This is a genomic window from Planotetraspora thailandica (assembly GCF_016863335.1).
In the GTDB taxonomy this organism is placed as follows: Bacteria; Actinomycetota; Actinomycetes; order Streptosporangiales; family Streptosporangiaceae; genus Planotetraspora; species Planotetraspora thailandica.
Window position 1 is genome coordinate 1 of sequence record NZ_BOOR01000087.1, and the last position, 18,148, is coordinate 18,148.

Consider the following 18,148-nt stretch of genomic DNA (forward strand, 5'->3'; position numbering starts at 1 on the left):
GTCGTGCCCCTCGGGCAGCGTGCCGTCGTCGGAGATGAGCGGGTCGGCCTGCAGGCCGGGCTGGGCGGGCAGGTCGATCGACGTCGGGATGTCGGCCTCGATGCGGTCCAGGACGAACGTGCCCGGCTTCTGCTGGGTGACGCTCGTGTTGATGCCCTGGAAGCTGTTGATCGTGATCGGGAACGCGGTGTTGGCCGGCAGTGTCCACGTCACGTTCTGCCAGTCGCTGCTCGCGGCAAGGCCGGTGCCGTAGATGCCGGTGCTCTTGCCGTTCGCGTCGTAGTAGAGCAGGTACGTCAGACCGTTCGGCACGCTGATGCTCGACTTGATCCGCATCCGCAGCCGCAACGGCTGGCCGGGCACCGGGACGCGCTGGGCCGCCGACGCCGGCGCGATGCCCACGTTGCGCATCCCGTTGAAGTCGATGCGCAGGCCGTCGGGGTCGGCCGAGAACGTGGTGGCCGCGGTGCTGTTGTTGCGCCAGCGGGTGAGCACGTTGTCGTCGAAGTCGTAGACCGTCTTGGTCTGTACGCCGATCGTGATCGGGAGTTTCACAGACTTGCCGGCGACGGAGACCGTGAGGATCGTGCCCGCGGCGGTGAGCGGGGTGATCTTCAGCTTGCCGTCGACCGGCTGGATGTCCACGACGCTGTGGTCGTAGTCCAGCGAAAGGTCCTGCGGGTCGATCGGTGCCGTGTAGCCCTGGCCGTCGCGGCCGGTCACGGAGACGGTGACCGCGTTGGCGGGCGTCGCGTCGGCGATCGACAGGCGCTGGGACGACAGCTCGACGCTGTCGACCGGGTCGAGGACGGTGACATTCTCACGCGCCTTCTCGTGACCGACCTTCGCGTCGACCGTGATCGGGCCGTGCGGGTCAGGCTTGGCCGCGAGCACGCCGTCCTTGACGGACGCCCCGTGAGCGGACCACCGCACGGACTTCGGCTCGACCGTCACCGGCGTCTGGTGGTCGTCGACGCCCTGCGCGAGGAGCGCACGGTGCAGCCCCGGGAAAACCTTCACGCCGCCGTCGGCCGACGCCGCGCCCGGCGCGGGCTTGACGAGGAGCCGGTGCAGCTTGCCGTCGCCCTTGGAGACGAAGACGCCCACACCGTTCGTGTTGCTGCGCTCACCGCCGTCGGACGGGGTGTTGCGAATGGTCACGTGGTCCTCGCCGAGCGCGCGGGCGACCATCTCGCTCGAGCCGCCGCTGTCGAGGATGACCGCGGTCTGCACGCCCATCGCGACCATGTCACGGGCTACCTTGTTGATCGTGACGCCGCCCTTGCCGGTGCCGCCCGGGCCGTTCCACTGGGCGAGCACGAGTGTGTGCCCGCCGTCCTTGAAGCCGAACGAGGTGCGCGGGGAGATCGCGGTGTCGTCCAGGCCGGCGCGGGGCTGGCCGTTGGAGATGATGACGCCCTCGCCGGTGCCGCCGTGGCCGAGCGCGAACTTCATGGTCTTGGCGACCGGGTCGGCAAGCTCCCAACTCAGCGTCACCGGGTCGCCCGGCTGCAGCGCGCGGATCGCGGTCGCCGCGGCGTCACGTCCGACCAGGTAGAACCCGTCATCCGGGATCGTCCCCGAGCCCGCGGGCCCGTTCGGCGTGACCGAAACGACCTTGCCGTTCTGGACGAGGACCTCGGCGAGGTTGCTGTCCACGCCGATGAACGGGCGGTTGCGGCTGTAGGTGCCCCACGCGGACGTGAACGCGACCATGCCGTCCGCGGGTACCGGGTGGGGTTCGGGGTCCGCCGCGTTGACCGACAGGACCTTGTGGTCCGTGCCCGCGAAGTTCGCGGACGCGTTGACCATGAGGTTCACGAGCTGGGCGATGCCGTCCTTGCTGACGCCGACGTGCGGCTGCGCCTGGGCGGCTTCCGGGCCGCCGAGGTTGGAGGTCTTGAGCAGTTGCCCGTTCTGGATCTCGGCACCGTGCGCCGCGGTGGAGTTGCCCAGGTCGTAGAAGTCGCCGTTGACGCCCGCGACGGCGCCGGCCTTGTCGGCGGCCACGCTGAGCGGCCCGCCGGACGCGACCGGTCCGGCGGTCAGCAGGTCCGTGCCGACCGCGCTGTTGGACAGGTCCACGGTCAGGAATCGTGCGTTGTACCAGCCGTTCTGGTCGAGCGCCTGCACATGCTGCAGGTTGATCCCCGGACCGATCTTCTCGGTTGTGTTGATCAAGGGAAGTCCGCCGGTGACCGGCGCGGGCTGACCCGCGTCCGCGTACGCGGCGGCCGGGAAGACGGCCAGCGCGGTCGCCGCGGCGAGCGCCACCAGCAGTGGCCTCCCAGCCTGATGGTTCAAGACCTTAGATCTCATAGAAACCTCGGCTCAAGAGATGAGCGGAGGCGATGACACCTCCGCTACACCCAATTGGATCAAGGGCGCATACTTGATCAAAACGGTCAACTCGTACCCGCGGGTGACGCCACTTCGATCAGGTGGTGAACCCGGACGGAATAGGCGGCCGCACCCACGGCGGTATGCGGCCATGGGTACGCGACCGCGATAGGGCCTCACCCTGCACAGCGCCGCCTCCTGGGCGACTGGCCCGCGTCCTACGGCCGCCGGGCGCGTAGCGTGTTTTCATGCGGATCCGCGCCGTGCTCTGGGACATCGACGACACCCTGTTCGACTACACCGGTGCCGATCGAGCCGGCATGCGAAACCATCTGGCGGCCGAAGGGCTGGCCGATCTGTTTCCTTCCGTCGACGACGCCCTTCGCCACTGGCAGGCCCAGACGGACCTGCACTGGGCACGGTTCGCCGCGCGGGACACCGATTTCCTGGGGCAGCGCCGGGCGCGGGTCCGGGGCTTCCTCGACACGGACATGGACGACTCCGAGGCGGATTCCTGGTTCGGGCGCTACATGGTCCACTTCGAAGCCTGCTGGGCGCTCTTTCCCGACAGCCTCGCGGCGCTGGACGGGCTCGCCGCCGACTACCGGCAGGCCGTTCTGTCGAACTCCAGCCTGAGCTACCAGGATCGCAAGCTGCGCATCCTCGGGGTGCGGGACCATTTCGAGGCCGTGCTGTGCGCGGCCGAGCTCGGCGTGTCCAAACCCGAGGCCGCCGCCTTCCACGCGGCGTGTGACGCGCTGAATCTGGACCCGGGCGAAGTCCTGTACGTCGGCAATGAGCCCGACATCGACGCCGGCGGCGCGGTGGCCGCGGGGCTCGCCGGAGTCTGGCTGGACCGGGGCGGCGTCGGCGGGCGTCCCGAGCTGGTGCGGATCACCGATCTCGGCCAGCTGTCCGGGCTGCTGCGTCGCGATATTCGTTTTGGAGCGTCGTCCGGCATCGGGTGATGTCGCCGACTGATCGAAGCCCCGCGAGCCCGTCGAAAGCAACTGCCGCTGCCTTCGGGTGAACGGCAGTTCAGGCCCTGCCGTTCACCGTTTCTCCACTGGGACGGGTCGGGCCTTCACCTCGGCTCCACCGGCTGCGTGACGACACTGCTTCCGTGGCTGACGTGCTTGTAATGCTCGGAATCATCGGCTTCACGCTCGCGATGCTGGGCCTCATCTGGGGGCTTGATCGCATATGAGCGTAAGCATCCTCTTACTCGCAGTTTCTATCGCGGTGTTCATCTACCTTGGCACCGCGCTCTTCAAGGCGGAGTGGTTCTAGTGGCCTTCGTGTGGACGATCGTCGCACTGGTCGTGGTTCTGGCGTTGTGCTGGCGGTTCCTCGGCGCCTACATGGTCGCGGTGTACGAGGGCCGGGTCAGGTGGCTGGCCAAGGTCGAGCGACCGATCTACCGAGTGATCGGGGCAGACCCGAAGGCCGAACAGACCTGGAAGCGATACGCCTCATCGGTGATCGTCTTCTCGGCGATCGCACTGTTGATCAGTTACGGCGTCTTCCGGCTGCAGGAGCATCTGCCGTTCAACCCGCAGCACATGCCCGGCGTCGAGTCGCATACGGCCTGGAACACCGCTGTGTCGTTCGTGACCAACACGAACTGGCAGTCGTACGCCGGCGAGACGACCATGTCGTACCTGTCGCAGATGGGTGCCCTGGCGGTGCAGAACTTCCTGTCCGCCGCGGTGGGCATGGCGGTCGCGGTCGCGTTGATTCGCGGTTTCGCCCGCAAGGGATCGAAGACGATCGGGAACTTCTGGGTCGACCTGGTGCGCGGCACCATCTACGTGCTGCTGCCGATCGCGTTCGTCGCCGCGATCGTGTTCATCTGGCAGGGCGCGCTGCAGACGATGTCCGGGCCCGCCGAGGTCCACAACGCGCTCAACGGCGCGAGCCAGACGCTGCCCCGCGGACCCATCGCCTCCCAAGAGGTGATCAAGCAGCTGGGCACCAACGGCGGCGGGTTCTTCAACGCCAACGGCGCCGGACCGTTCGAGAACCCGACCGGGTTGACGAACTTCCTGTCCATCGTGCTGATCCTGTGCATCCCGGTGGCGCTCACCTACACCTTCGGCAAGATGGTGTTCAACCTCCGCCAGGGCCTGGCGATCCTGGCGGTCATGACGGTCCTGTTCGGCGGATGGCTCGCGATGGCCGGCGTCGCCGAGCAGCAGGGCAACCCCGCGCTCGCAGCGGCCGGAGTGACATCGCAGCCCAGCGGCAACATGGAGGGCAAGGAGACCCGGTTCGGCACGCTGTCGTCGTCGCTCTACGACGTGACCTCGACGCAGACGTCCACCGGCAGCGTCGACTCGGCGGCCGACTCCTACACGCCGATCGGCGGAATGGCGTTGCTCACCGGAATGATGCTGGGCGAGGTCAGTCCCGGCGGTGTCGGCACGGGCCTGTACTCGATGTTGTTGTTCGCCGTGATCACGGTCTTCATCGGCGGGTTGATGGTCGGGCGGACGCCGGAGTACCTCGGCAAGAAGATCCAGGCCAGGGAGGTGAAACTCGCCGCCCTCGGAGTGCTGGTCATGCCGATCACCGTGCTGGTGCTCACCGCGATCGCCGTGTCGGTGCACGCCGGGAAGATCGGCCCGCTCAACGCCGGACCGCACGGGTTCTCCGAGATCCTCTACGCCTACACCTCGCAGACGAACAACAACGGATCCGGGTTCGGCGGACTGAGCGCGAACACCCCCTTCTACAACATCACCGGCACGATCGGCCTGCTGCTCGGCCGGTTCGCGATCATCGTCCCGGTCCTCGCGCTGGCGGGAAGCCTCGCGGAGAAGAACGTCGTCCCCACGTCGCAGGGAACCTTCCGCACCGACAAGCCGATGTTCGTCGGCCTGCTCACCGGCGTGGTCCTCATCATCGGCGCCCTGACCTTCTTCCCCGCGGTCGCCCTGGGCCCGATCGTGGAGCAGCTCAGTCACGGGATGTTCTTCTGATGCCCCCTCTGGTGCCCCCGCTCATGCCGGGGGAGCAGGCCCCCTTGCCGCCTGGTGCGTTCATGCCTGTTCGTGAAAGGAAATCCTGATGCCGGACCTCAAGGTCCTCGACGCGGGTCACTCTGGCGCCCCCGGCCAGCCGGGCGTTCCGGGCGAGCGCGGCTTGGTGAGCCGGCGCAGCCTGTTCGACGGACGGATCATGCGCGTGGCCGCCGTGGACGCGCTGCGCAAACTCGATCCCCGCATCCAGATCAAGAACCCGGTCATGTTCGTGGTGCTCATCGGCACCGTGATCACGCTGCTGGAGGCGATCGCCCACCCGAGCGTCTTCTCCTGGTCGGTGATGATCTGGCTGCTGCTCACGGTGCTCTTCGCCAACTTCGCCGAGGCGATGGCCGAAGGGCGCGGCAAGGCGCAGGCGGATACCCTGCGCAGGACACGCACCCAGACCGACGCGCGGCGACTCCGGCGGGATGGCGCCGAGGAGCGGGTGCCCGCCGCCGAACTGTCGACCGGTGACCTGGTGGTCTGCGAAGCAGGCGATGTCATCCCCTCCGACGGGGAGATCACCGAGGGAGCCGCCTCGGTCGACGAGTCCGCCATCACCGGTGAGTCCGCCCCGGTGATCCGGGAATCCGGCGGTGACCGGTCCGCGGTGACCGGCGGCACCCGGGTGCTCTCCGACCGGATCGTGGTACGGATCACCGCCGAGCCGGGGCAGACGTTCCTGGACCGCATGATCAGCCTGGTCGAGGGAGCGAAGAGGCAGAAGACACCCAATGAGATCGCGTTGACGATCCTGCTCTCCGCGCTGACCCTCATCTTCATCCCGGTCGTGGTCGTCCTGCAGCCCTTCGGCGAGTTCGCCGGCGGCCAGGTGTCGGTGATCGTCCTCATCGCGCTGATCGTCTGTCTGATCCCGACCACCATCGGAGCGTTGTTGTCCGCGATCGGTATCGCCGGCATGGACCGGCTGGTGCAGCACAACGTGCTGGCCATGAGCGGCCGCGCGGTCGAGGCCGCCGGTGACGTGCAGACGCTGCTGCTGGACAAGACGGGCACCATCACCATGGGCAACCGGATGGCCTCGGAGTTCTACCCGGTCGGCGGGTTCAGCGAGGGGGATCTCGCCGAGGCCGCCCAACTGGCCTCTCTCGCCGACGAGACGCCTGAGGGGCGCTCGATCGTCGTGCTCGCGAAGCAGCACTTCGGGCTGCGCGAGCGTGACCTGGCGCCGGATCACGTGTTCGTGCCGTTCAGCGCCACCACCCGCATGTCCGGCCTGGACACGGACGGCCGGCGAATCCGCAAGGGGGCGGCCGACGCCATCAAGCGGTGGGTGACCGAGCAAGGCGGCACGCTGCCCGCCGAACTCGACCCGATCGTCGAACGGATCGCCCGTGCGGGCGCCACCCCCCTCGTGGTGGCCGACGAGGCGCGCGTCCTGGGAGTGATCGAGCTCAAGGACGTCGTCAAGCAGGGCATCGCGGAACGCTTCGCCGAACTGCGCGGGGTCGGCATCCGTACGATCATGGTCACCGGTGACAATCCGCTGACCGCCGCCGCGATCGCGCAGGAGGCCGGGGTCGACGACTACCTCGCCGAAGCGACACCGGACGCGAAGATGCGGCTCATCAAGGCTGAGCAGGAGGGCGGCAAGCTGGTCGCGATGACCGGCGACGGCACCAACGACGCGCCCGCGCTCGCGCAGGCCGACGTCGGCGTGGCCATGAACACCGGGACCACGGCCGCCAAAGAGGCCGGGAACATGGTCGACCTCGACTCCAACCCGACAAAGCTCATCGAGATCGTCGAGATCGGCAAGCAGCTGCTCATGACCCGGGGCGCGCTGACCACGTTCTCAATCGCCAACGACGTGGCCAAGTATTTCGCGATCATCCCCGCGCTGTTCGTCAGCACCTATCCGCAGCTGGACGGTCTGAACATCATGGGGTTGCACAGTCCGCAGAGCGCGGTGCTCTCCGCGGTGATCTTCAACGCACTGGTGATCATCGCGCTGATCCCGCTCGCGCTGCGCGGTGTCCGGTTCCGCCCCTCGGGAGCGACGGCGATCCTGCGCCGCAACGTGCTCATCTACGGCCTCGGCGGGCTGATCGTCCCGTTCATAGGCATGAAGCTGATCGACCTGATCCTCACCGCGCTCGGAGCGTACTGATGTTGCTGGACCTGCGACGGGCGGTCACCGTCTCGATCATCTTCTTCATCATGCTCGGCCTGGCCTATCCGCTGGCCGAGACCGGCATCGGACAGGCGCTGTTCAACCATCAGGCCAACGGCTCGCTCACCCCGCTCGGCTCGACGCGCATCGGGCAGAACTGGACCGGACCGCAGTGGTTCCAGGGCCGCCCCGACGGAGACGACCCGAACGCCACCGGCGGGTCCAACCTCGGGCCCCGGTCGAAGGACCTGCTGGACAAGTACAAGGAGCGGATCGACGGTCTGGAGAAGCAGGGCCTCACCCCGCACCAGGACCTGGTGTCCGCGTCGGGCAGCGGCGTCGACCCCGACATCAGTCCCGCCGCCGCGTACGCGCAGGTCCCCGTGGTGGCGAAGGCCCGCGGCCTGTCGGACGACCAACTGCGCGCGCTGGTGGAACGCCACGTGGAAGGGCCGCAGTGGGGATTCCTCGGCGCTCCGCACGTCAACGTGCTGGAGCTGAACAAGGAGCTCGCGACGTTGAGATGACGACCCAGCGTTCCGACGACGGCCCTCGCGCCGAGCCGCCCATCGCCCGGCCCATCGAGGAGATGCGCACCGGAGGGGCTGGACGGTTCCGGATCTACCTGGGCGCGGCGGCCGGCGTCGGCAAGACCTACGCCATGCTCGACGAGGCCCACAGCTGCCGGCGGCGCGGCGACGACGTGGTCGTCGCGCTGGTCGAGACGCACGGCCGGCCCGGGACCGAGGCCCACCTGGCCGAACTGGAAGTGGTGCCGCGCAAGATCGTCGAATACCGGGGCGCACGATTCGAGGAGAGGGACCTGGAGGCCGTGCTGGCCCGCCGGCCCCAGGTCGCCTTGATCGACGAACTGGCGCACACCAACGTGCCCGGCGCGGGGCGCAACGAAAAGCGCTGGCAGGACGTATCCGACCTGCTCGCCGCCGGGATCGATGTGATCACCAACGTCAACGTTCAGCACATCGAAAGCCTCGCGGACGTGGTCGAGCGGATCACCGCCATCGCGGTCCGGGAACGGGTCCCCGACGCCGTCATCCGCGGCGCCGACGAGATCGAACTCGTCGACTCCTCACCCGAACGACTGCGCCGCCGCCTGCTGTACGGCGACATCGTCCCGCCCGACCGCGCCCGTGAGGCACTACGCGGGTTCTTCACGACCGAGACCCTCACCGGGCTGCGCGAGCTCACGCTGCGGTTCCTCGCCGACGAACTGGAGGGCCGTTCTTGCGGGCGGCCCGGCCGTACCCGCGGGGAAACCGCCGAGCGGGTGCTCGTGGGGGTGAGCACCGCGCCCGGAAGCGATGCGGTGCTGCGCCGCGGCGCCCGGCTCGCCGCCCGCCTCAAGGCCGACCTGCATGTCGCCCACGTCGTGGTCGGCGACGACGACCCGTTCGACATGAAGATCGATGCGCTGCGCCGTCTGGCGGATGACCTCGGCGCCGAATGGGCCGACCTGTCCGGTGAAGACCCCGCCGCCGCCCTCGTGGACTTCGCCGGGCAGCGGCAGATCACTCAGATTGTGGTCGGCCCGGGCGGGCGCGGTCGCCGAATCCCCTTGCTCGGCTCAGGCTCGACGGTCCGGCGCCTCAGCAGACGCGCTGCTAACGAAGGCATTGACGTCCATGTCGTCGCCCAGGCCCCTTCTTCGGCGACGAGTCCGTCAGACGGGGGCAAGCCGGACGGCGATCCCCGGACAATGGAAGGCCGGCCGCAGGGGCGATGATGGACTACACCATCACATGGCGGGAGGATCGCGACACGAAGACCGCTCGGAGGCTGACCATCGCCGGGTCGTCCGCGGCCCTGGCGACCATGGCCATCCTCACCCTCGCCATGCTGCCATTCCGCGGGGACCTGAGCATCGCCACCACCGCGCTGGTGCTGGTCGTGCCTGTCGTGGTCGGTGTCGTGATCGGCGGCTTTCCGGCCGGTGTGATCAGCGTCATCGGCGGATTCCTCGTCTACGACTTCTTCTTCATCCCGCCCTATCTGACGCTCGAGGTCGGCGCGAGCGAGAACTGGGTCGCGCTCGGCGTCTATGCGGTGATCATGGTCCCCGTCGCTCGAGTAGTGGCCAGCATGAACACCGCCCGCGCGCAGGCGCGGCAGCGGGCGGCACAGATCCGGCAACTGTTCGAGTTGTCCGCTCTACTGGTTGAGGACAAACCGCTCGAGGAACTGCTCACGGTCATCGTGACCGCCCTGCGAGATGTCTTCGACGCCCACCAGGTGGCTTTGCTGCTGCCCCGCAACGACGATCTCGAGATCGTCGCCTCGGCCGGTGCCCCGCTCACCGAGGACGACCGGCGCCGGCTCCAGCCCTCTCCAGGCCGACTGGCCAGCCTGGACGCCGAACGGCCCGACGGCACCAACCCGTTCGGGATCGCCCTTGTCGCCGCCGGACGCCCGGTCGGCATGTTGACCGTCTCTGGCACTGAGATCACCGGCCGGCAGCGCGAACCGCTTCTGCTGTTCGCCAACCAGATCGCCTTGGCCGTCGAACGCGCGCAGTTGCGCGAACATGCCCTGCGTGCCGGGCTGACCGAGGAAGTCGAACGCCTCGCCCGTACGCTCGTCGCGGCCGTCTCCCACGATCTGCGAGCCCCGCTGGCCTCGATCAAGGCGTCCTCGTCCATCCTCGCCGACCCGCAACTGAGCAAGGGGCTGGACCCCCATGCCCAGCATGACCTCGCGGTCCTGGTCGACACTCAGGTCGACCGGCTCGCCGTCCTGGTCACCAACCTGCTCGACATGACCCGTGTACAGGCCGGCATGCTCCAGCCCCGGTCCGGCATCACCCGCCTGCACGACCTCGTCGACACCGTCCTCGCCGATCTGCCGGTCGGCCGGCACAGCCCACCCGTTCTCGACCTGCCCGACGACCTCCCGCTCATCGACGTCGACGTCGTGCTCATCGCCCGGGTGCTCACCAACCTGCTGGAGAACGCCATCCGACACTCGCCGAAGGACAGCCCGATCACCATCGCGGCCCGGCGTGCCGATCCCACCACGATCACCGTGTCCGTCACCGACCACGGTCCCGGCGTCAGCCCTGACCGGCGTGGCGAGATCTTCGGGTTGTTCATGCGCCGGCAGGGGGACTCCGGCTCAGGACTGGGACTGGCCATCGCCAAGACCTTCGTCGACGCCCACCGGCAACGCATCTGGGTCGAAGACGCCCCCGGCGGGGGTGCGCGCTTCTGCTTCACCCTGCCCGTCGCCGCGCCACTACGAGAAAGATCCTGACATGTCAGCCGTGCTGATCATCGATGACGACATCGCGCTCCTGAACGCCTGCCGGGTCGGCCTGCAGGCACTCGGTCACGAGGTGCGCACCGCCCCGACCGGCGACGAAGCACTGTCCGCCGTCGCGTTGTGGCGACCTGACGTGATCGTCCTCGACCTCGGCCTCCCCGACCTCGACGGGATGGAGGTCTGCACCCGGGTCCGCGGGTGGACCGACACCCCCATCGTCGTCCTCTCCGCCGACGGAGCCGAGGACCGCAAGGTCGAAGCGCTCGACGGCGGAGCCGACGATTACATGACCAAGCCCTTCGGCATGCGGGAACTCGACGCTCGGCTGCGGGTCGCGCTACGCCACCATCACAACGCCGGCGTCGCCAACGGCGACGACAGTGAGCTCCAGGTCGGACCCCTCACGCTCGACCTGCAGCACTGCGAGGCGACCCTGCAAGGTGCGCCACTCGACCTCACGCCCAAGGAGTTCGAGTTCCTCGCCTACCTCGCCCGGCACGTCGGCAAGGTCTGCACCCGCCGCCTGATAATGGAGAACGTCTGGGGGCCCGCGTACGCCAACGAGACCCACTACCTCAAGGTCTACGCCTACCGGATCCGCAGGAAACTCCACGACGAACAGGGCCGCTTCCTGCAGACCGACCCTTCCGTGGGCTACCGGCTCAAGGCCACCGACTCTTAGCGATCACCACGTAACTTCCGTGGCTCTCCCATGAGGTGAGCCTTTCAGGGCTTGAAGCGGTAGCCCATGCCCGGCTCGGTGATCAGGTGATCGGGGCGACCGGGGTCCCGCTCGAGCTTGCGGCGTAGTTGGGCCATGTACTGGCGCACGTAGTGAGTCGCCGTGACGAACTCAGCGCCCCAGACCTGGGTCAGCAACTGGCGCTGGCTGACCAGCTTGCCCGGGTTGCGCAGGAGGATCTCCAGGAGATGCCATTCGGTGGGCGTGAGCCGTATCTCACCGGTGACCGTCTTGCTGACCAGGTCGACCGTGTGGTCGCCGAGCTGGATGCGGGCGAGTTCGGCCTCCTGGATGGACGCGCGCCGGCTCACAGCCCGGATACGGGCGAGCAGTTCGTCGATGCTGAAGGGCTTGGTGATGTAGTCGTCGGCGCCGGCGTCAAGGGCGTTGACCTTGTCCTGGTTTCCGGTACGGCCGGACAGGACGATGATCGGGATGTTGGTCCATCCGCGCAGGCCGTGGATGACGTCGACTCCGCCGATTTCCGGCAGACCGAGGTCGAGCACGACGAGGTCGGGATGCCAGTCGGCGGCGCCCCTCAACGCCGCTCCACCGTCTGCCGCGACGGCGACCTCGTAGTGGCGGGCGACCAGGTTGATCCGGAGTGCCCGGAGGATCTGCGCGTCGTCGTCGACGATGAGAACACGGGTCACGAGGACACCTGTACGGAACGCGCCGCCGACGCCATGGGCAGAGTAAGGATCATGGTGAGACCTCCCCCTGGCGTCGCGCGCGTGAACCCCATCCCGGCACTATCGGCGCGTCTGCCACGAGGACAGTGTCGTCACCCGGCCGGTGGAGGCGAGGTGAAGCGCCAACCCATCCCAGTAGAGAAAGGGTGAACACCGGCCAGGATCAGGGACGCAACGTGTCTTCCAGCCGGCGTACGGCGACGGCCAGCGCCACGATGCCGAGCACGGCGAGATAGATCACGGCGACGGCGGGGTTGCCGCCGGTGCCGAGGAAGGCCGCCCGGACCAATTCGACGCTGTGGTAGAGCGGAAGGACCTCCACGAACACCTGGACCGGACGCGGGTAGACGTCCAGCGGGAAGAACGTGGTGGCGAACAGGAACATGGGGAGCATCACCAGTTGGATCAGCTGGAAGTCCTGCCAGCTCCGCAGGAACGTCACCGTGAGCAGCCCGACCGCGGCGAAGGCGAAGCCGATGAGCAGAGCGCTCGGAATGACCAGTAGCGCCTCCGGCAGATTGGCCAGGCCGAAGATGCTCACGACGACCAGGAACACGGTGGCGACGATGGCCCCGCGCACGAGCGCCCAGAACACCTCGCCGAGCGCCACAGAGCGAACCGACATGGGCGTGGTGAGGATCGACTCGTACGTCTTGTCGGTGGTGAGCTTGCCGTACATGTTGAACGTGGTCTCGTTCATCGCCCCGTTCATCGCGGCCGTGGCGAGCAGCGCCGGGGCCACGAACTGCGGATAGGAGATCGAGGCGCCCAGGCCCGGCACATCGCCGACGAGCAGACCGACGCCGACGCCGAACGCCAGCAGGTACAGCATGGGTTCGAAGATCTCGGCGAGCAGGACCGGCCAGGTGTGGCGGTAGATCATCAGGTTGCGCTCGACCATCGTCCACGCCCGGCCGGGGCGCAGGGGGATCTCGGCGGACGCGCCGGTCGGCATCGCCGTCACGAAGCCTCCTCTTTCTCAGACGTACAGCTTGCGGCGGTAGGTGCGGCGGGCCACGTACAGGCCGGCGACCACCATCACGCTCAGGTAGCCGATGTGGACCAGCACGCCGTACGGCGTGGCAGTGCCCAGCGCGACCGTGCGGCCGAGGTCGACGCCATGCCACAGAGGCGTCGCCCAGGCCACCCATTGCAGCGGGACCGGCAACTGCTCGATCGGGAAGAACGTGCCGGAGAACATGTAGAGCGGCAGGACCACGAACCGGAACATCGCGTTGATCTGGGAGGGGCGGGACACGGTCACCGCCCATGCTGCCGCCGGGGCGGCGAAGGCGACGGCGACCAGCACCGCGATCAGCACGAGCAACGGCGCCCTGGCCGGATCGACCGTGCCGAAGAACATGCTCACACAGACGAACAGAACGGCGTTCTGCGTGGCTCGGAGGGTCCAGTACATCAGGTGCCCGTAGAGGATGCCCGTCGGCTCCAACGGAGTCGAGGCGGCGGCGCGGTAGCTGCCACGCGGCAGGGCGCTCTGCATGACGGGGCCGGACGCCTCGAGGAAGGCGGTCTGCATGACGCCGGCGATCAGAATGCCCGGCAGGATGAACGTCAGGTACGAATGGCCGTGCAGGTACGCGCTGTCCTCGCGGTCGACCAGCGTGCCCAGCCCCAGCCCGAGCGCGGTCAGGAAGAGCAGCGGGTTGCCGATGCTGATCACGATCGAGCCGCGCCACGTTCGGCGGTAGCGGAACAGCCAGTAGCCGAGCTCGCGGAACGCCGGCGCCGAGAACGCCCTGGCCAGTGTGTCCATATCTCCCCTTGGTGCGGTCGCTGGGGGATCAGTCGAGAAGGGAACGGCCGGTCAGGGTGAGGAAGACGTCCTCCAGGCTGGACCGCCGGACCAGCGCCGTCAGCGGCTGGACGCCCTGCCGGTGCACCGCGCTCAGTGTCTCTTCACCGTTGTCGGTGGAGAGCAGCAGCCGGTCCGGCAGCTCCTCCATGCGCTCGGCGAGGCCGCGGCACTTGTCGGTCATCGTCTGCCGCTCTCCCGGGGCGAACCGCAACTCCAGCACCTCACGCAGGGTGTAGCGGGCGATCAGCTCGGCGGGTGTGCCTTCGGCGACGATCTTCCCGGCGTCCATCACCACGAGCCGGTCGCATAATTGCTCGGCCTCGTCCATGTAGTGCGTGGTGAGCAACAGGGTCACGCCGTCCTGCTTGAGCTGGAACAGCCGCTCCCAGAGCAGGTGGCGGGCCTGCGGGTCGAGCCCGGTCGTGGGCTCGTCGAGCAGCACGATCTCGGGCTCGTTGATGAGAGCGCGCGCGATGGTGAGCCGCCGCCGCATGCCGCCCGAGAGGGTCGCGACCGCGTCGTCGGCCTTCTCCGACAGGCGGGTGAACTCCAGCAGCCGCGAGCTCCGCTCGCGCAGAACCTTCCACGGCAGCCCGAAATAGCGGCCGTAGATCAGCAGGTTCTCGCGGACGGTCAGCTCGGTGTCGATCGTGTCGTCCTGCGGCACCACGCCGAGCCGCGCCCGAATCCTGGCCCCGTCGGTGCCGCTGTCGTAGCCGAGGATGCGCAGGCTTCCGGCCGTGACCGGGGACACACAGGCGATCATGCGCATGGTCGACGACTTCCCGGCTCCGTTCGCGCCGAGCACCCCGAAGGCCTCTCCCCGGCGCACCTGGAAGTCGATCCCGTCGACGGCCGTGAAGCCCGCCTTGTCCCCGGGCCTGCCGTACACCTTCTTCAGGCCCCGCGCATCGATCAGCACTGTCGACGAGTCGGTCATCGATGCTCCTCCGCAGCCGGGATTTACACGCGCGCGGGGCGAATGTACTTACTTTGCAGTGTTGTTGCAAGATTCTGCCGGAAGCATTCGTCAACACGTTGCCTATTTGAGCAATTCGGTGCGATTCCATCGATGCCTCGTCCACAACGGCGAGGTGCGGACCAGAAGGTACGGTCCACACCTGGAAGTGCTCCTCGAACTAGCGGATCATCGACGGTGGCCCGGCCTGCCTCATGGCCGGTCGACGACGGACGGAGGTCGCCGGTGGTCGAAGGCGTCCGGTTCGGGGTGCTCGGGTCGCTCCGGGCTGAGGTGCGCGGCAGACCGGCGGCGCTTGGCGGGCTCCGTCAGCGGGCGGTGCTGGCACGGTTGCTGATCGCGCGGGGGAGGGTCGTCTCGGCGGAGCGGATCCTCTCCGAAGTGTGGGAGGACTCCTCGCCGCCCTCCATGACGACTCTCCACGGATACATCGCCGATCTGCGCGGCGCGCTGGAGCCGGAGCGGGCCCCCCGTGCTCCGGCCCGGCTCCTGGTGCTCGAGGGACCCGGATACGCACTTCGGGCGGCCCCGGCCGCCGTCGACGCCGAGCGCTTCACCGATCTGGCCGCACGTGGCCGGCGCGCGCTGGACGGCGGCGAACCGGAGACCGCCGCCGAACTGCTCGGAGAGGCGCTCGCGTTGTGGCGGGGACCGGCGTATGCGGACGTCAACGGGGCCTCCTTCGCAGCGCCCGACGTCACCCGGCTGGAGGATCTGCGGGCCGCGGTGCACGAGGACCGGCTCGCCGCCGTCATCGAATCCGGGCAGCACGCAGCGGCCGTGGGCGAGCTGGAAGCGCTGGTGGCCGAGCAGCCGCTGCGGGAGCGCGGCTGGGAACTGCTCACCCTGGCGCTCTACAGGTCCGGACGGCAGGCCGACGCGCTGGCCGCGCTTCGCACCGTGCGCAGACGGCTGGCCGACGAACTCGGCATCGACCCTGGACGTGGACTGCGCGACCTGGAGGCGGCCGTACTCGCCCAGGATCCGCGGCTGGCCCCCGTACCAGCGAGGAAGAGCCTTGTGTCCGCCCCCGAACCGCACACCGCGGATCCGGCGCCGCGTTCGGGCAACCTGCCGTTCGCGTTGTCCGGCTTCGTCGGCCGGGGAGGCGACCTCGCGGCTGTCGCCGGTCTGCTTGACGGGCACCGGCTGGTCACGCTCACCGGCCCGGGCGGGGTCGGGAAGACCCGCCTGGCCCTGGAGGCCGCACGCGCCCGCGCCGACGCCGACGGGCCCTGGCTCGTAGAACTGGCAGGCCTGCACACTGCCGAGTTGCTCACCGCCACCGTCGCCGCTGCCCTGGGCATGCCCGCCTCGTCGTCCCCCGACCAGCTGGCCGGAATGCTCGCCGACCGCGACCTGCTGATCGTGCTGGACAACTGCGAGCACCTGCTGGTCTCGGCCGCCATGCTCGTCCACACGTTGCTGACGCGCTGCGGCCGCGTACGGATTCTGGCCACCAGCCGCGAATCCCTGGACATCACTGGTGAAATCGTCTACGAAGTGCCGCCCCTGGACGCCGCCACGGACGCCGCGGAACTCTTCGTCCGCCGTACGGCTGCCGCGCAGCCTGGCTGGGCGCCCGGGCCGGACGACAGAGAAAAGATCGCTCGCTTGTGCGCGAGGCTCGACGGCATCCCGTTGGCCATCGAGCTGGCCGCCGCACAATGCCGGACGCTGTCCGTCGGCCAGATCGCCGATGCCCTGGGGGACCGGTTCACCCTGCTGGTCGGCGGGCCGGCCGGGCGGCCGGACCGCCATCGCACGCTGCTGGACACCGTCGCCTGGAGCGACCAGCTGCTGCAGCCGACGGAAGGCCGGCTCTTCTACCGCCTCGGTGTGCTCGACGCCGGTTTCGACCTCGAGGCGGCCGCCGCGGTCGGAGGAGTCACTTCCGTGCTGGCACCACTTTCCGCGCTGGTCCGCAAATCGTTGGTCACCGCCGAACCTGGAACGGCGCCGCGCCGATACCGGATGCTGGAGACCCTGCGCCACTACGCCCTGGGCAAGCTCTCATCCGACGAGCTGGCCGAGGCCGAGAGGCGCCACCGCGCGTGGGCGCTGGTTCGGGCCGAGAGCACCGAACGCCACCTCCGGGGCCCGCAGGGGGCGGTGTTGCTGGACGGCCTGAGCCGGGACCAGCCGCAGTTCCGGGCCGCTTTCGCCTCCGCGCTGGCGGAGGGTCACGGCGACTACGCGTTGCGGCTGGGCGGCGCACTCTCCTGGTTCTGGTTCCGCATGGGCCATGTCGGGGAGGGACTCGCCTGGCTGTCCGAGGCCTTCGCGGCCGCCCCGCAGGCCGACGCGGGCACGCGGGCGCGTGCCCGGTTCGCCGTCGCCTCCCTCGGCTATCTCGCCGGGCAGACGGCGCAGGCCCACCAGGCGGCACGGACGGCGGTCGAGGAGGCCCGCGAGGCCGGCGACGTGGTGACCGAGGCCGGCGCGACCGCCTACGCCGCCTATTTGGGCCTGCTGGCCGGAGCACCCGTCGACGCGGCGACCCTCGCCCGCGCGGCCGTCGCGATCGCCCGGCGCAGCGGCCAGGACTGGATGGAGGCCGAGACACTCATGGTCCAGGGCATGGTGCTCCGAGCCCTGGGGGACCTGCCGGGGGCGAACGCCGTGTTCCAGGAGGCGATCGCCGCAGCCCACGCGAGTGGCCACGACTGGGTCGCGGACGGGGCGGCCTGGTGTGACATGAAGACCGCCTCAGACCGTGGGGACGGCGTGCGGGCACTCGCCATCGCGGGGGACATCCTCGCCGCCATGGACCGTTACGGTGACATCTCCTTCTGGCTGGTGACCGTGCACAGCGCCGCTCGCGCCCTCGCGCTGACCGGACAGGCGGAGCAGGCGGCCGTGCTGATGGGCGCGGTGGAGGCCATCGGTGTGCGGGCCGGCGTCTCCCCGGAACTGATGGACCCGCTGGACGGGCCGCGCGAGGCCGCCGCCGTACGCGAGGCACTTCCGCCGGACGCGTACGAACGCTGTGCGGCCCGCGGCCGCGCACTGTCCCGGCGGGAGGCGAGCGTCCTCCTGGCCGGGCTGATCCCGCGTCGCTGATCCGGAAGCCCCATCCGATCCTGTCCGCCGGCGGGCAGGTGCAAGTCCAAGCCCATTCCCAGTGGCCGCCGAAGCGCCTT

The 18,148-nt window shown here is 68.9% G+C and carries 14 protein-coding genes; 9 read left to right on the forward strand and 5 right to left on the reverse strand.

Annotated features, from left to right (window positions below; translation table 11 throughout):
- Positions 1-2,304, reverse strand: a 2,304-nt coding sequence (locus tag Pth03_RS38995; RefSeq protein WP_203949547.1) for a phosphodiester glycosidase family protein, incomplete at its 3' end; no start/stop codon positions are given.
- A gap of 284 nt (positions 2,305-2,588) precedes the next feature.
- Between Pth03_RS38995 and Pth03_RS39000 the strand changes: the two genes are divergently transcribed.
- From Pth03_RS39000 to Pth03_RS39035, 8 genes are all read left to right on the forward strand, one after another.
- Positions 2,589-3,308 (forward strand): HAD family hydrolase, encoded by a 720-nt coding sequence (locus Pth03_RS39000; RefSeq protein ID WP_203949548.1) that lies wholly within the window; start codon positions 2,589-2,591, stop codon positions 3,306-3,308.
- Positions 3,309-3,543: 235 nt separating this feature from the next.
- On the forward strand, positions 3,544-3,630 hold the full coding sequence (locus Pth03_RS42725) for a potassium-transporting ATPase subunit F (RefSeq protein WP_203949577.1): 87 nt from the start codon (positions 3,544-3,546) through the stop codon (positions 3,628-3,630).
- An 8-nt stretch (positions 3,631-3,638) separates the two neighbouring features.
- Positions 3,639-5,321, forward strand: coding sequence for a potassium-transporting ATPase subunit KdpA (kdpA, locus tag Pth03_RS39010; RefSeq protein ID WP_239119718.1), 1,683 nt, complete (start codon positions 3,639-3,641; stop codon positions 5,319-5,321).
- 88 nt (positions 5,322-5,409) lie between these two features.
- Positions 5,410-7,497, forward strand: coding sequence for a potassium-transporting ATPase subunit KdpB (gene kdpB / locus Pth03_RS39015; RefSeq protein WP_203949550.1), 2,088 nt, complete (start codon positions 5,410-5,412; stop codon positions 7,495-7,497).
- The gene (locus tag Pth03_RS39020; RefSeq protein WP_203949551.1) at positions 7,497-8,027 is read left to right on the forward strand and encodes a potassium-transporting ATPase subunit C; all 531 of its coding nucleotides are present in this window, start codon (positions 7,497-7,499) and stop codon (positions 8,025-8,027) included. Before kdpB ends, Pth03_RS39020 begins: the two co-directional genes overlap by 1 nt.
- Positions 8,024-9,244, forward strand: coding sequence for a universal stress protein (locus tag Pth03_RS39025; protein ID WP_203949552.1), 1,221 nt, complete (start codon positions 8,024-8,026; stop codon positions 9,242-9,244). Before Pth03_RS39020 ends, Pth03_RS39025 begins: the two co-directional genes overlap by 4 nt.
- A complete protein-coding gene (locus tag Pth03_RS39030; protein ID WP_203949553.1) occupies positions 9,244-10,767 on the forward strand; it encodes a sensor histidine kinase in 1,524 nt (507 codons plus the stop codon). Before Pth03_RS39025 ends, Pth03_RS39030 begins: the two co-directional genes overlap by 1 nt.
- A gap of 1 nt (position 10,768) precedes the next feature.
- Positions 10,769-11,458, forward strand: a complete 690-nt coding sequence (locus tag Pth03_RS39035; RefSeq protein WP_203949554.1) for a response regulator transcription factor — start codon at positions 10,769-10,771, stop codon at positions 11,456-11,458.
- 44 nt (positions 11,459-11,502) lie between these two features.
- On the opposite strand, the gene Pth03_RS39040 is transcribed toward Pth03_RS39035, so the two are convergent.
- The 4 genes from Pth03_RS39040 to Pth03_RS39055 form a co-directional block, all read right to left on the reverse strand.
- Positions 11,503-12,171: a response regulator gene (locus Pth03_RS39040; RefSeq protein ID WP_203949555.1), complete on the reverse strand. Its 669-nt coding sequence runs from the start codon at positions 12,169-12,171 to the stop codon at positions 11,503-11,505.
- A gap of 202 nt (positions 12,172-12,373) precedes the next feature.
- Positions 12,374-13,165, reverse strand: coding sequence for an ABC transporter permease (locus Pth03_RS39045; protein ID WP_239119721.1), 792 nt, complete (start codon positions 13,163-13,165; stop codon positions 12,374-12,376).
- A gap of 24 nt (positions 13,166-13,189) precedes the next feature.
- A complete protein-coding gene (locus Pth03_RS39050) occupies positions 13,190-13,984 on the reverse strand; it encodes an ABC transporter permease (RefSeq protein WP_203949557.1) in 795 nt (264 codons plus the stop codon).
- Positions 13,985-14,012: 28 nt separating this feature from the next.
- On the reverse strand, positions 14,013-14,966 hold the full coding sequence (locus tag Pth03_RS39055) for an ABC transporter ATP-binding protein (RefSeq protein ID WP_203949558.1): 954 nt from the start codon (positions 14,964-14,966) through the stop codon (positions 14,013-14,015).
- 264 nt (positions 14,967-15,230) lie between these two features.
- Between Pth03_RS39055 and Pth03_RS39060 the strand changes: the two genes are divergently transcribed.
- A complete protein-coding gene (locus Pth03_RS39060) occupies positions 15,231-18,068 on the forward strand; it encodes an AfsR/SARP family transcriptional regulator (RefSeq protein ID WP_203949559.1) in 2,838 nt (945 codons plus the stop codon).
- Positions 18,069-18,148: the final 80 nt, after the last annotated feature.

Coding starts and splice junctions, on each gene's coding strand:
- Pth03_RS42725 (WP_203949577.1), top strand. CDS start 3,544: ATGAGCGTAAGCATCCTCTTACTCGCAGTTTCTATCGCGGTGTTCATC.
- Pth03_RS39020 (WP_203949551.1), top strand. CDS start 7,497: ATGTTGCTGGACCTGCGACGGGCGGTCACCGTCTCGATCATCTTCTTC.
- Pth03_RS39035 (WP_203949554.1), top strand. CDS start 10,769: ATGTCAGCCGTGCTGATCATCGATGACGACATCGCGCTCCTGAACGCC.
- Pth03_RS39030 (WP_203949553.1), top strand. CDS start 9,244: ATGGACTACACCATCACATGGCGGGAGGATCGCGACACGAAGACCGCT.
- Pth03_RS39045 (WP_239119721.1), bottom strand. CDS start 13,165: ATGCCGACCGGCGCGTCCGCCGAGATCCCCCTGCGCCCCGGCCGGGCG.
- kdpB (WP_203949550.1), top strand. CDS start 5,410: ATGCCGGACCTCAAGGTCCTCGACGCGGGTCACTCTGGCGCCCCCGGC.
- Pth03_RS39000 (WP_203949548.1), top strand. CDS start 2,589: ATGCGGATCCGCGCCGTGCTCTGGGACATCGACGACACCCTGTTCGAC.
- Pth03_RS39050 (WP_203949557.1), bottom strand. CDS start 13,984: ATGGACACACTGGCCAGGGCGTTCTCGGCGCCGGCGTTCCGCGAGCTC.
- Pth03_RS39055 (WP_203949558.1), bottom strand. CDS start 14,966: ATGACCGACTCGTCGACAGTGCTGATCGATGCGCGGGGCCTGAAGAAG.
- Pth03_RS39025 (WP_203949552.1), top strand. CDS start 8,024: ATGACGACCCAGCGTTCCGACGACGGCCCTCGCGCCGAGCCGCCCATC.